Source organism: Ruegeria sp. AM1, from assembly GCF_056540745.1.
This window is the reverse complement of sequence record NZ_JBQFXH010000002.1, coordinates 326,718-339,130: the sequence shown is the minus strand read 5'-3', so window position 1 is coordinate 339,130 and position 12,413 is coordinate 326,718. Positions and strand designations below refer to the sequence as shown.

Annotated in this window: 14 protein-coding genes; 6 read left to right on the top strand and 8 right to left on the bottom strand. The window is 58.3% G+C overall.

Translation table 11 applies throughout. The annotated features are described in order from the left end of the window. Positions 1-204: 204 nt before the first annotated feature. Positions 205-1,386, bottom strand: a complete 1,182-nt coding sequence (locus ACR0I7_RS09515) for a Zn-dependent hydrolase (RefSeq protein WP_480510353.1) — start codon at positions 1,384-1,386, stop codon at positions 205-207. Between the two features lie 158 nt (positions 1,387-1,544). Here ACR0I7_RS09515 and ACR0I7_RS09510 point away from each other — a divergent pair, with 158 nt between their 5' ends. The 4 genes from ACR0I7_RS09510 to ACR0I7_RS09495 are packed head-to-tail and all read left to right on the top strand — an operon-like array spanning position 1,545 to position 5,049. After that, a complete protein-coding gene (locus ACR0I7_RS09510) occupies positions 1,545-2,195 on the top strand; it encodes a histidine phosphatase family protein (RefSeq protein WP_480510351.1) in 651 nt (216 codons plus the stop codon). Positions 2,196-2,218: 23 nt separating this feature from the next. Next, positions 2,219-2,833 carry a glutathione S-transferase family protein gene (locus ACR0I7_RS09505; protein ID WP_480510350.1) on the top strand — a complete coding sequence of 205 codons (615 nt, stop codon included), beginning with the start codon at positions 2,219-2,221 and terminating at the stop codon, positions 2,831-2,833. Positions 2,834-2,847: 14 nt separating this feature from the next. After that, positions 2,848-3,903 (top strand): saccharopine dehydrogenase, encoded by a 1,056-nt coding sequence (locus ACR0I7_RS09500; protein WP_480510348.1) that lies wholly within the window; start codon positions 2,848-2,850, stop codon positions 3,901-3,903. A 3-nt stretch (positions 3,904-3,906) separates the two neighbouring features. Next, a complete protein-coding gene (locus ACR0I7_RS09495; RefSeq protein ID WP_480510346.1) occupies positions 3,907-5,049 on the top strand; it encodes a saccharopine dehydrogenase family protein in 1,143 nt (380 codons plus the stop codon). A 37-nt stretch (positions 5,050-5,086) separates the two neighbouring features. Here the strand turns inward: ACR0I7_RS09495 and ACR0I7_RS09490 are convergent, their stop codons facing one another. The 5 genes from ACR0I7_RS09490 to ACR0I7_RS09470 form a co-directional block, all read right to left on the bottom strand. Then, positions 5,087-6,199, bottom strand: coding sequence for a tetratricopeptide repeat protein (locus tag ACR0I7_RS09490; RefSeq protein ID WP_480510344.1), 1,113 nt, complete (start codon positions 6,197-6,199; stop codon positions 5,087-5,089). 252 nt (positions 6,200-6,451) lie between these two features. After that, positions 6,452-6,652 (bottom strand): DUF1127 domain-containing protein, encoded by a 201-nt coding sequence (locus tag ACR0I7_RS09485; protein ID WP_480510342.1) that lies wholly within the window; start codon positions 6,650-6,652, stop codon positions 6,452-6,454. 77 nt (positions 6,653-6,729) lie between these two features. Continuing rightward, the gene (locus ACR0I7_RS09480) at positions 6,730-6,942 is read right to left on the bottom strand and encodes a DUF1127 domain-containing protein (RefSeq protein ID WP_480510340.1); all 213 of its coding nucleotides are present in this window, start codon (positions 6,940-6,942) and stop codon (positions 6,730-6,732) included. A 173-nt stretch (positions 6,943-7,115) separates the two neighbouring features. Further along, a complete protein-coding gene (locus ACR0I7_RS09475; RefSeq protein ID WP_480510338.1) occupies positions 7,116-7,433 on the bottom strand; it encodes a DUF3775 domain-containing protein in 318 nt (105 codons plus the stop codon). A 100-nt stretch (positions 7,434-7,533) separates the two neighbouring features. Next, on the bottom strand, positions 7,534-8,304 hold the full coding sequence (locus tag ACR0I7_RS09470) for a DUF1365 domain-containing protein (RefSeq protein WP_480510709.1): 771 nt from the start codon (positions 8,302-8,304) through the stop codon (positions 7,534-7,536). A gap of 174 nt (positions 8,305-8,478) precedes the next feature. Between ACR0I7_RS09470 and ACR0I7_RS09465 the strand changes: the two genes are divergently transcribed. Both ACR0I7_RS09465 and ACR0I7_RS09460 read left to right on the top strand, forming a co-directional pair. Next, entirely contained in the window at positions 8,479-9,135 is a 657-nt protein-coding gene (locus ACR0I7_RS09465; RefSeq protein ID WP_480510336.1) for a sigma-70 family RNA polymerase sigma factor, read from the top strand. Positions 9,136-9,145: 10 nt separating this feature from the next. Then, the gene (locus tag ACR0I7_RS09460; protein ID WP_480510334.1) at positions 9,146-9,796 is read left to right on the top strand and encodes a ChrR family anti-sigma-E factor; all 651 of its coding nucleotides are present in this window, start codon (positions 9,146-9,148) and stop codon (positions 9,794-9,796) included. Positions 9,797-9,804: 8 nt separating this feature from the next. On the opposite strand, the gene ACR0I7_RS09455 is transcribed toward ACR0I7_RS09460, so the two are convergent. Together ACR0I7_RS09455 and ACR0I7_RS09450 are read right to left on the bottom strand one after the other, a co-directional pair. Further along, positions 9,805-11,106 carry an adenylate/guanylate cyclase domain-containing protein gene (locus ACR0I7_RS09455; RefSeq protein WP_480510333.1) on the bottom strand — a complete coding sequence of 434 codons (1,302 nt, stop codon included), beginning with the start codon at positions 11,104-11,106 and terminating at the stop codon, positions 9,805-9,807. A gap of 33 nt (positions 11,107-11,139) precedes the next feature. Further along, positions 11,140-12,369 carry a DNA recombination protein RmuC gene (locus ACR0I7_RS09450; RefSeq protein WP_480510331.1) on the bottom strand — a complete coding sequence of 410 codons (1,230 nt, stop codon included), beginning with the start codon at positions 12,367-12,369 and terminating at the stop codon, positions 11,140-11,142. Positions 12,370-12,413 lie beyond the last annotated feature (44 nt).

Below are 12,413 nucleotides of genomic sequence, written 5' to 3'. Positions count from 1 at the left end.
CAACTGAACAGCAAACGGCCCGTATACGAGGGTATGCTTCGATAATGACGCATATAGGAAACTTTTTTCTTTTAGGCAACACGCTTGATCGAAAAATATCGAATAAACGCCAGATCATCAACGCAAAACGGCGTTGCGCGCATCTTATGCGGCAAGTTTCATCCGGGAAATCAGTATTTTATCTGCGCCTTATCGCGCCATATCTCAGATCGCGCGGACGGCGCGATCCAGCACATGAAGACCCGCAATCAGGTCGGCCTCGGCGGTGTCTTCTGCGAAATCGTGGCTGATTCCGTTGATCGAGGGGACAAACAACATCGCCACCGGCATCAGGCGGGATACATTGGTTGCATCATGCAGCGCGCCTGACGGCATTCTGCGCCATCGGCCTTTTGCCACCTCATCTGCCCCCGTCTCCAACGCCCGGCGCAGATGCGCGTCCATTGTCACTGGCTCGAGCCCCAGCAATGCGCCAAAGCTAAGCGTCATGCCCATCTGGTCTGCGATCTCTTGCGCTGCGGTGCGAATGATCTGCTCCATACGCCCCAGCCGGTCAGCATCGCCATCCCGCCATTGCATGGAAAAGCGCACACGCCCCGGAACGATCGAGGATGCGTTTGGGTGCAAATCGACATGCCCGACAGTCCAGACCGTCTGCGGCGTGACGACATTCTTAAACCGCGCGTTGATCATCGCGTTGAACGACGACAGCGCCTGAAACGCATCGCGCCGCAGATGCATCGGCGTGGTGCCCGCGTGGTTCTGCTGGCCTTCAAAGGTGATCTTCATATCGCGGATGCCAACGATATCGGTCACGACACCAATCTGGACGCCGTCCGCATCCAGTGACGGTCCCTGCTCGATATGCATCTCGACAAAACCAGTGAACTGGGCCGGATCAACAAGGCCATGCGCCATGTCCGCCATCCCAGACCGGGCCGCGCCAAACGTCACTCCGGTATGATCCGTCAACAGATCCGCCTGTGCCAACTCCAGCTGCCCCGACCAGACGGCCGAACCGGTGGTCACGCCAAAGCGCCCCTCCTCATCCTGAAAACTCACAACCGAGACGGGCCGGTCGCTGGATCGGGCGACCTCAAGCGCGGTGATGACGCCCAACGCGCCATCCAACCACCCGCCTTCGGGCTGGCTGTCGGTATGCGACCCCATCAACAACGACGGCCCGTGGGCCAGCCCGAACAGGTTGCCAACAGGGTCGAAATGCGGCCTCAGACCCGCGTCTTCCATGCGGCTGGCCAGCCAGCGACGCGCTGCAATGTCAGCCTCGGAATAGGCCGGGCGCACAACCCCTTTGCCAACGCCCGAGGCCCCAAATGCGCGCAGCCTGTGCAGGTCAGCCAGAAACCGGTTTTCGTCTACCGCCATGATCACCCTCATTATTCCGCGCAGCCTTACCATAGCTGCCGGGCCCTGCCCCACAAGCCTTGGCGATGCGCGGCATGCCGTTTTTTCGAAACAGCAACCAAACCACTCTGGCCCCCACCGACAAGCTGCCCTAAAGGTTGCTCCTAAGAGGGAACGCCATGTCACACATCACGCTGGTTCGTCACGGCCAGGCCAACACCGAAGCCCGTGACGAGGTCAACTATGACAAGCTGAGCGATCTGGGCCACCAGCAGGCGCGCTGGCTGGGCACACATCTGCGCGACACCCGCGCCCATCATCCGCGGATTTACTGCGGCACGCTGATCCGGCATGAAGAAACGGCAGCCAGTATGGGTCTGGCGGAACCCATCCACGATCCCAGACTGAATGAAATCGAGTATTTCTCGATCGCGAAACTGTTCGAAGAGCAGCACGGCGTCGCAGTGCCCACCAGCCGCGAAGAGTTTGTGCATCACCTGCCCAGAACCTTCGCCGCCTGGGCCGCTGGCCAGATCGAGGGCACCCCCGAAACCTTTGCGGCCTTCGAAACGCGTGTCTCGGATGCGTTGCGTGACATCGGGACCGAAGGCGGACCGGCAATTGTTGTCACCTCGGGCGGGTTGATCGCGATGGTTGTCCGACAGGCGATGGGTCTCGACATTCCGTCGATGGCGCGGGTGACCCTTGCCATCATGAACACGTCGATGCATCGTCTGCATCCGATCGGCGCACAGCTGAGCCCGGTCCTGTTCAACGCGGTCCCGCATCTGGAAGCGCCCGAGCGTCATTACGCTCAGACACATCTGTGATCGATAGCAAACGGAGTTCACTGATGCAGCTATACTATGCCCCCCGCACAATTTCGGTTGCGGTTGCCATCGCGCTGGAAGAAGCCGCGCTGGAGTATGAAGCCATAAAGCTGGATTTTGCAGGTGGCGAGCAGGGCCAGCCTGCCTATTTGCAGATCAACCCCAAGGGGCGTGTGCCCGCATTGGTGGTTGATGGCGGCATTCTGACCGAAACCGGTGCACTGCTGGAATACATTGCTGCGCAGGCTCCGCAGGCCGGGCTTGTTCCGGATGACGCGGTCATGGCCGCACGGATGCGCGAGGTGATGTTCTATCTCGCCTCGACCATGCATGTGAACCACGCCCATAAAATGCGCGGGCATCGCTGGGCAGACAAGGCATCCAGCTGGAAGGATATGACAAGCAAAGTGGCGCAGACGATGACCGCGTCGTGCGACTATATCTGCTCAAACGGGTTGCGCGGGCCGTTTGTGCTGGGCGATGCGGTCTCATTGGCCGACGCATATCTCTATGTGGTGTGCAGCTGGCTGGAAGGTGATGGCGTCGATGTGGCGGCCTTTCCCAAGATCGTCGCCTTCCGCGAGGCGATGGAGGCCCGCCCATCGGTTCAGGCGGTGCGTGCCGCCGGGATGCTCTGACAAAAGGATTACACATGACACATGTCTGGGTCAGGGCCGAACAGCGCCCAAATGAAGAGCGGGTCGGTCTGACCCCGCAGGGTGCTGCGGCGCTGATCGCAGCAGGCATCCGTGTGACGGTCGAGGAAAGCGCAGTACGCGCCATCCCGTTTGACGGCTACAACGACGCAGGTTGTGAGATCGCGGCTGAGAATTCCTGGCCCGAGGCGCCGCTGGATGCGATCATCTTCGGCCTCAAGGAACTGCCCGAAGACGGCACGCCCCTGCCCCATCGCCACATCATGTTTGGGCATGCCTATAAGGGCCAGCATTCCGGGCGGGCGCTGCTGCAGCGGTTCAAGGCTGGGGGCGGCACGCTTTATGATCTGGAATATCTGGTGAACGAAGAAGGCCGCCGCGTTGCCGCCTTTGGCTATTGGGCTGGCTATGCAGGCGCGGCAGTGACGCTCAAGACATGGGCCGCGCAACAGCGCGGTGCGGAATGCCCCCCCGTTGGTGTCTATGCCGGCAAAGACGCGCTGAATGCTGAGTTGCAGGCCGAGCTGGATGCCACCGGCGCGGACCGTCCCAATGCCATCGTCATCGGAGCCTTGGGCCGTGTCGGCACCGGTGCTACCGACCTCTGCGAAGCGATGGGTGTCACCGTCACCAAATGGGACATGGCCGAGACCGCTAGCGGCGGGCCATTCTCTGAAATCCTTGACCACAACCTGTTCCTGAACTGCATCTTCGCACGCCCCGGCACCCCTGTGTTTGTGCCCCGTGAAGCGCTGACCGCGCCGCGCAGGCTGACTGCGATTGGCGACGTGGCCTGCGACCCCGACAGCGACTACAACCCGGTGCCGGTCTATGACCGCGCCACCACATGGGATGCGCCGGCCCTGCGTGTGGCCGCCGATCCAGTGATGGATGTTATAGCAATCGACAATCTGCCGTCGATGCTGCCGGTCGAAAGCTCTGAAGACTACGCCGCGCAACTGCTGCCGTCGCTATTGACGCTGACCGATCTGAACAGCGGCGTCTGGGGCCGCGCAGATGCGACCTTTAAAACACATATGAGAGGGATCTGAGTGATGACGATTCACTGGTGTGGCACCGGCCTGTCGGCCATCCCCGGCCTGCGCCGCCTGCTTGACGGCGGCCACAAAGTCACCGTCTGGAACCGGACCATTGAAAAGGCCAAGGCCGAGGTCGGAGACCTGACCGACGACATCCGCGCGTTTGACATCGATGCGCTGGGAGCCGTGCTGGACAAGGGCGATGTGATCGTCTCGATGCTGCCCGGCGACTGGCATGTGCCGCTGGCGGAACTTGCGATTTCAAAGCAAGCCAACTTTGTCTCGTCCTCCTACATCGCGCCCGAAATGCGCGCGCTGGATGACCAAGCGCGTGAAGCAGGTGTGGCACTGGTCAATGAGGTTGGGCTGGACCCCGGTATCGACCATCTGATGGCCCATGCGCTGGTCGATACCTACCGCGCCTCAGACGCATTTGATCCGCAAAACCAGCTGAGCTTTATCTCGTATTGCGGCGGTATTCCGAAAAACCCCAATCCGTTCCGCTACAAGTTCAGCTGGTCGCCGCTGGGCGTGCTCAAGGCACTGCGCTCGCCCTCGCGGTCGATCCGCGACTATGCTCCGCTGGACGTCGCGCGCCCGTGGGATGCAATCACCAGCTATATCGCGCCGCTGCCCACACCCGAGAGCTTTGAGGTCTATCCCAACCGCGACTCGATCCCCTTTATGGCGCAGTACGAGTTCGAGGATCACTGGCCGGTCAAAGAGTTTGTCCGCGGCACCTTGCGCCTGAACGGCTGGGCCGATGCGTGGGCGGATGTATTCACCGAAATCGAAACGCTGTCCGGCCCCGAAGGCGATGCCCGACTGAAACAGATGTCGGATCAGTTCTGGGCGGAAAACGCCTATGACGAGGGCGAGCCCGATCGCGTGGTGCTGTGCGTCGGCCTGAAGGCGGAAAAGGATGGCCTCCCGGTCTGGCACAAAACCTATGTCATGGACGCCTGGGGCGACGCGCGCGGCACCGCCATGGCACGTCTGGTGTCGATCCCGGTCTCACTGGCCGTCGAGGCCGTCCTGAACCGCGCCATCCCAGCAGGCGTTCACGCAGCCCCCAGCGATCCAAAACTGGTGCAGAGCTGGATGGGTGAGATCGACCGGCTGGCACAGCACTTACAGATCGTGGATCATATTGCCTGAGGGTAATACACCGCCCCGGCCTGTCGGGGTGGCCCCGTCAATCCACGTAAGCGTATGCCAAATCCAGCAGGTTCAATCGAAGTGCCCTGTTGAAATATGTATCCCCCTCTTGCTTAAGCTGTGCGGCTGCACCCTCATCGAAACCATCGGGAACCATAATCTCACCGCCAGAAGTGCACTCGAACATTCTGTGGTTCAAAATCAGCCTCCGGGATGTTTCCTGCGAAGGGTTTTTTTCAAAGTATGGAGCTATAAAAATATACTTGATCTGAACTTCGATAGTTGCTGCCAGGGGATCTTTTAGAACCAACTCATGCCAAGTCTGGTACCCACTGTCATTCAATATCTCTTTGACAAAATCTAGGTATTGCTGCTCGAAATCCTGCGAAACTTGTTCGCATGAGGGAGTCGGATAAGATGGCCGTAGTTCGGGTAGCAAAGGCGGACAGTTCCCGGCCAATAACCGACAGCGAAGTATAAACTTTGAGCGAAGCTTTCCGTTGTGCAAATCGCTGGCAAAATCATCCCTCAGTTCTTCAGTGTGCTTTAAAAGCGCTGCTTGGCTCTTGGGAAATTGCACCGGGTTCCAAGTTACTTCCGGGACTGAAGCTGCTGGTAACCAACTCACACTTTCGCCTTTGACCCACTGCTGACTGACAAGCTCATCAATTTCATCATACCTCTCAAGTTTGGACAGCAGCTTATACCTGCGCTCGAGGGACAGCATATTTGTCGGATCGCGTTTCAGCGCCTCTCGGATCGCCACGAGCGCCCCCTCGTAGTTGTCAACACCGTATAGAATTCTAGACTTCCACTGCCAGGGAACCTCGCTGCCCGGATCCGCAGCAATAGCCAGATCGGCTTCTGTCTCCGCCGCCTCCCAGTCTTGCTGACGCATATAGACACGCATTTTGTGGCGATGAATTAACGAGACGGTCTCGGGCAGACGCACCATTCCAGCCAATAGCGTGTCACAGGCGCTGAGGACTTCTTGCGGGTCGCCTGCATGGTGCTCGCACACGGCAACCAGCGCTCTTTGTTTCTGCTGGAACATCAAAAAACCAGCGGTCCCAAGGATAACAAGAACAGCCGCTATCCGAACCAAAGGCAGGCGGCGTTTTGGGGTTTGAGGTGGAAGATCATGCGTCATAAATACAACCAGAGATATATCTGGCCGGACCCTATTCCGCGAAAAGCCAGTTTGTCCACAGGTCCAAACCAGCGCATTTCATCAGCACCCTCACATCGGGTCCTTTTCAATGCCCTCAAACGAAAGCTCCGGTGCTGCCAGAGTGTTTGCAGACAGCCTGACCGACACAGCAATGGCCAATTTGGAATCATATAAACAGCCGCTCCAGGAAGTCTGAAGCGGCTGCGATGATCACGTGCGAGCTAAGCTCTCTCAAATGTATTGCGCAATCACTGCTTCTACATCGCAACGGTTGATACCCAGTTCGGAAAGCTCATGATCTGAAAGACGGTTCAGTTCCTGAGCGGCACAGATCACATCGTTGCGGATTGCACGCATCTTCATCGCCCGATCGAATAACAACAACGCGCTCGCAGTGGGACCATTGCCCGGGTTTGGGTTCGCATCCAACATACTCTTCACCTTTCAATAATTGTCACTGTCAGCCTTTCGGGTATCTGCCCGAAAGGCTACGGCTACGCCCGATGAGATCAGTTGCCGTAAGTGCATTGATAAGCGTGCTGTCTGATCTCGCTGCGTGGAATTCCGATATCGCGAAGTTGGCGGTCGCTAAGCCGCTCGAGCGCCCGGATCGTCCTTTTGTAGATCCTGTAACGAGACTGCCTTGGCTGCGATTCCGCATGCTCTGCAAATTGGCCGAAAAAGAGACTCTTGTGGGCATCTGCTGCGTAAGAGTAAGCCATGTCGTTTTCCTCCGTATCTGGTCATCGGTATTTCCAATGAACCTGATAAAAGTAGTCGACATTAAAGATGCCGGAGCAGAACATTAACTTTTGTTACACGTCGAAGACGGCCATATCCGCGCAGGGCATGGCCCTTAGCTAAACCCTGTTTGTTGCCAAGTTGTGTTGTCTGGCTACATAAGGTCGTTCTCGACATCCTCAGCCGATATCCCCAGCGCATCCAGACCGTTTTCAAGATGATCAGACAGATGCGGCGTGCCGATCAGGTAATCTGCGCAGGGGGTCGATGCTTCGGTCTTTGCGGTTGCAATGGCCTCGGCCAGATCTTCCGCAAAAAAGCTTTCGCGGCCGATCCACATGATTGCGACCAGCTCGGCCTGCTCATCCACGCTCATCCGGTCGACAAAGGCCCGCAATTCGCCTTCTGCCCGGTTCAGTTCGCGCCCCATCATGGCGACCTGGGCGACTTTTCTTGCCGAGATTTCCAGCATGAACTCAAACTCCTCTGTCCGCAGTCTCGGCCTATGACATACCGCTTTGCACCCGCCCGTCTTTGATCTCACGCAAACCAAGCGGACGCCTCAAAAGGCGTTACTTCCGCGCGCGGGAAACCGGATCACGCGGAACCGGTGCAGTTCTGAACGGGCGGAACATCGCCTTTTTGAGCCAAAGCTTAAGCCCCTGCCAGAGGATCAGGCCAAAGGTCCGGCGTGCCCCGAATGGGCGGCGGAGCAGCGACCAAAGAACAGATCGGTTCGTCATGGGCGCGCGGGGGCCTGTCAGCGTCGCGATCAATCCGCCTGCGGCGCGACCATAATCGATCCAAATCCCAACCCGGTCCGCGCGGTAGTCGAACCGAAAGGTATAACTTCCTTCGATCTTCTGAAACGGCGACACATGCATCAGCTTGTCAGCTACAATACGATCCGTCGGCAGGATGGGTGACAAACCCGGCTTGGCGCAGAGATAACTGTGCCGCGTACCATAGGTGTTCGTCACCTCGGCCAGAACGGCGTAGAGCTGCGCGCTGGCATCGAAACAGAACCAGAAACTGACCGGGTTGAAGACATACCCCAGGACACGCGGCTGCGTCAGCAGTTCAATGCGTTGTGGCTGCGGAAGTCCATGATCCTCAAAGCTTGCACGCAGCCAGCTTGCCCCACAACCCTGACCGGGCTGACCGCCATGATCACGCGCGCGCCAGTTCACCGCATTTGCGCGGTTTGTTGAAAACAGAAACGGCGTCTTGGGGATAACCTCGGGATCCAGCAGGATATAGTCGATCGAATAGCGAAAGGCGTTCTCAATCGCTCCCTTGCGCCCGTGATACGTATGGGCGGCAATGTGGTCGACATGCGTCAAGCGTGCGGTCCCGGATTTCTCGGGCGCATTCTGGCTCCACTCCTCGCTGGTAAACTGTTCAAACGGCATTGTTTTCTCCGCAGCACTCTAAGGTGTATTACGAGATTAGCAGCAATTCGGATTAAAATTCGCTCCGATTGTGATCCGACTTGGGCGGGGTCGCGTATTGAGGTTATGTTTACCGAAACTGATATTGCGACCCTGGACGAGACCGTAGCGGATGCTGGACGGTTCAAACCGTCCCATGGTCAGAAACGGATCAAGGGTAAACACTTGAACGGAAAACCAAAAAATTGCGCGCCCAAGGCCGAGTGGGTGAACCACGTCAGGCGCATTCGTGACGCGCAGGATCAGGCCGCCTTTGCCGAGCTGTTCCAACACTTCGCCCCACGGGTCAAAGCGTTCTTGATCCGCTCCGGCTCTGACGCCACAACGGCGGAAGAATGCGCGCAAGAGGTCATGGCGACGCTGTGGCACAAGGCGCATCTGTTCGATCCATCCCGCGCGACTGTGGCCACCTGGGTGTTCACCATCGCGCGGAACAAAAGGATCGACGTGTTGCGCAAACAGCGCCGCCCCGAGCCCGAAGATTTGGGTTGGGGGCCAGAAGCCGAGCCGGAACAAGAGGACATAATCGTGCTGCAGCAGGAAACTGAACAGCTGCGCGTGGCCATTCGTGATTTGCCCGAGGCACAGCGCGAACTGGTTGAGAAGGCATATTTTGGTGATCTGAGCCACCGCGAAATCGCGGCGCAGACCGGATTGCCCTTGGGAACAATCAAATCACGCATACGGCTGGCGCTGGACCGCTTGCGCCACGCGATGAACTGAGATGACGAAGATGAGCAAGAGTATAAAACACCACCTCACCGATGAGCTGCTGATGTCCTATTCAGCAGGCGCTCTGCCCGAGGCTTTTGACCTGATGGTTGCCACACATCTGTCGCTTTGCGACCATTGCCGGGCGCGCGCGGCGAGTTTTGACGCTGTCGGCGGTGAGATTCTTGATGACCACACACGAACTGTTGAGATGAGCGACGAGTCACTGGCGGCGACCATGGCCTTGATTTCGCAAGGCCCCCCCGTTGCAAAACCCATCGCAAAGAAATGCTCGGTTCTGCCTGCACCGTTACAGGATTACGTTGGCGGCGATGTAAGTGATATTCGCTGGCGCCCCGTTGGCATGGGTGTCAGGCAGGCCATTCTGCCCACAACCCGCGATGCGACCGCACGTCTTCTGTATATTCCCGCCGGGGCCGCCGTCCCGGATCATGGCCATAACGGAATGGAACTGACCATGGTGTTGCAGGGTGCTTTTTCCGATGAGGTTGATCAGTTTGCCCGCGGAGATGTCGAAATCGCCGATCAGGATCTTGAGCATATGCCGGTTGCAGATATTGCTGAGGATTGCATCTGCCTGGCGGTGACTGATGCGCCGCTCAAGTTCAACAAGCTGATGCCAAGACTGTTCCAGCCTTTCTTGCGCATCTGAGGCGTGTCTTATCGCTCTGCCTTGTGCGGGATACCCAGCAACTGCAGGGCGCCAGAACGCCCTCTGACTTCGATGGGCGGTATGTCGACCAGATCACCAAAGTGTTCGGTCGCATCCGCAGCCTCAAGCAGGTCGGCGGAGGTGATCAGGTCCATCTCCAGGTTGCGCGTCAGGCCCTCCAGACGCGCCGCGATGTTTACCGCATCACCAAAGACCGAGAACTCCAGCCGTTCCTGATCACCTATCACGCCAACAAAAACCTCGCCCCAATGCAACCCGATCCCTGTCCCGGCGGCGGGCAGACCCGCCTGATCTCGCTCGGCCCGCCAGCGGCGCATGTCCTCCGACAGCGCCAATCCGCAATTTATGCATCGGTTTGCGGCCTGATCGCCCTCGAACACGATCATAACCGCATCGCCGATGAATTTGTCGATGATCCCGTTTTCCCTGCGCACAATGGCTGAAACACGACGGCGGTAGTCCGAGACCAGTTCGGACACCTCGTCCGGTTGCAACTGTTGCGACAATGTCGTGAACCCGCGCAGGTCGATAAAGATCAAGCCAGCCATCTGCCGCCGCCCTTGCTTGAGTGCGGCAAGACCACTGTCGCTCAACCCCTGCACCACCTGCGAGGGCAGGTAGCGTGTCAGATTTGCATGCCGTTGCGCTTCGGTGATCGAGCGGAACAGTAAGGCGCGCACCCGCCGTGCCGCCACAATCAGAACGACGCCGCCCAGGGCAATCATGAAAATCCTGATAAGGTTGGGCGGCGGGGCCAGAAACAACCAGATCGGGTTCTGCGCCTGGTCCCGCGTTGACCCCGCATCGATGCTGATCAACACCGTCAGCCCGACAACCAGCAGCAGCACCTGCATGGCCATCACTTTCGGATGCCCGCGTAATACCCCAAAGGCCAGCACAACAGGCACCAGCCAAACGGCTGGCAAGACAAAAACGGCATCGCCGGACAGGCCGGTATTGAGCATTCCCAGCCAGACAGAGGCGATCAGAAACAGGGAATCAGCCGCTGAGACCGGCCAGGCCATCCAGCTCGAGAACCGACCGCGCCGCGCGACGCTCCATGTCAGAAGACCCAGAACGAAATAGGCAAACATGGTACCCAGCGCAAAGGCCCATTGCCGTTCCAACACCGCATGGCCGCTGTTCGCGACAGGCTGAACGGTCAAGAGAAAGAAAACACCCAGACCGAAGCCGACAAAGACCCGCAAAAGCCCGACGATACGTTCAGCATCCTGCTCGGCCTGACTGAGCAGATCGGCGACTTCCGGCGAATAAGAGCTGTCAGTCATATGCCGTAGGATACCCCGTAGCTGCCGAGAATGTCAGCTCTCGGTCTTACCCAGCGGGACCACGTTCGGATGTTCATCAGGCACCACCTCTTCAAAGTCGAAATTGTCCAGCCGCTGCGCCCGGCGACCCGCCTTTTCGGCACTGATCTTTATATCTGAAATATCCTTTGCAGCCTGACCAAAATGACGGTCGAGATTGGTCACACGATCCCCCAGACGTTCAACATCCTTGTGCAGCATTCCCAGCTCTTTACGGATCGCGCCCGCCTGCTCGCGCATACGCGCATCCTTGAGGATGGCCCGCATCGTGTTCAAGGTCGCCATGCAGGTGGTCGGAGACACGATCCAGACGCGTTTACCAAAGCTCTCCTGCACCAGTTCGGGAAATTTGGCGTGGAGTTCCGCATAAACCGCTTCGGACGGCAGGAACATCAGCGCGCCATCGGCGGTTTCGCCATCCAGAATGTACTTCTCAGCGATATCGTTGATGTGTTTACGGACCGTGCTGCGGAACATCTGCACCGCCGCCTTCAGTTCGGCATCATTAGTCGATCCGATGAGCGCCTCATAAGCCTCCAACGGGAACTTGCTGTCGATCACGATCGGCCCGGGAGGGTTCGGCAAGTTGATCAGGCAATCTGCGCGCCGCCCGTTCGACAGGGTGGCCTGCAACTGAAAACTGTCAGATGGCAGCGCTTTAGAGACGATGTCATTCAGCTGAATCTCACCAAACGCACCGCGCGTCTGCTTGTTCGACAGGATGTCCTGCAAGGACAGCACATCCCCCGACAGCTTGGTGATATTGTCCTGCGCCTTGTCGATGGCGGTCAGACGCTCCTGCAATTGGGTCAGCGAGGTTGCGGTCTGTTTCGAGGACCCATGCAGCGTCTCTTTCATACGTTCCTGCATCTCGGCCAACGCGCGCGCGGATTTCATCGCATTGTCGGCCAGCCGGTCATTCATCTGCTGTTGTACCGAGGACAGGCGCGCCTCAACCGTCTGGATCACCTGCACCTGCGCATTGGCCTGCGTGTCCGAGACATGCTGCAAACCGCCGCGTAGTTGCTCTTGCCCCTGACCCAACTGCTGCACGTGCTGGCCCAGATGCGCCATTTGGCGGGCCAGAGGTTCTGCCATCCGCGCCGATCGATTGGCCGCCCGCAGCGACAGAAACAACAGCAACAAGATCAACGCAACAATGCCACCCACGATCAGGATCACGGGGTCGTTCAGAGCGTATTGTGTTCCAGAAATCTCGACCATGTCGCCTCGGATGTTCTTGTTTTATTCTTACTAGCCTTTGCAAT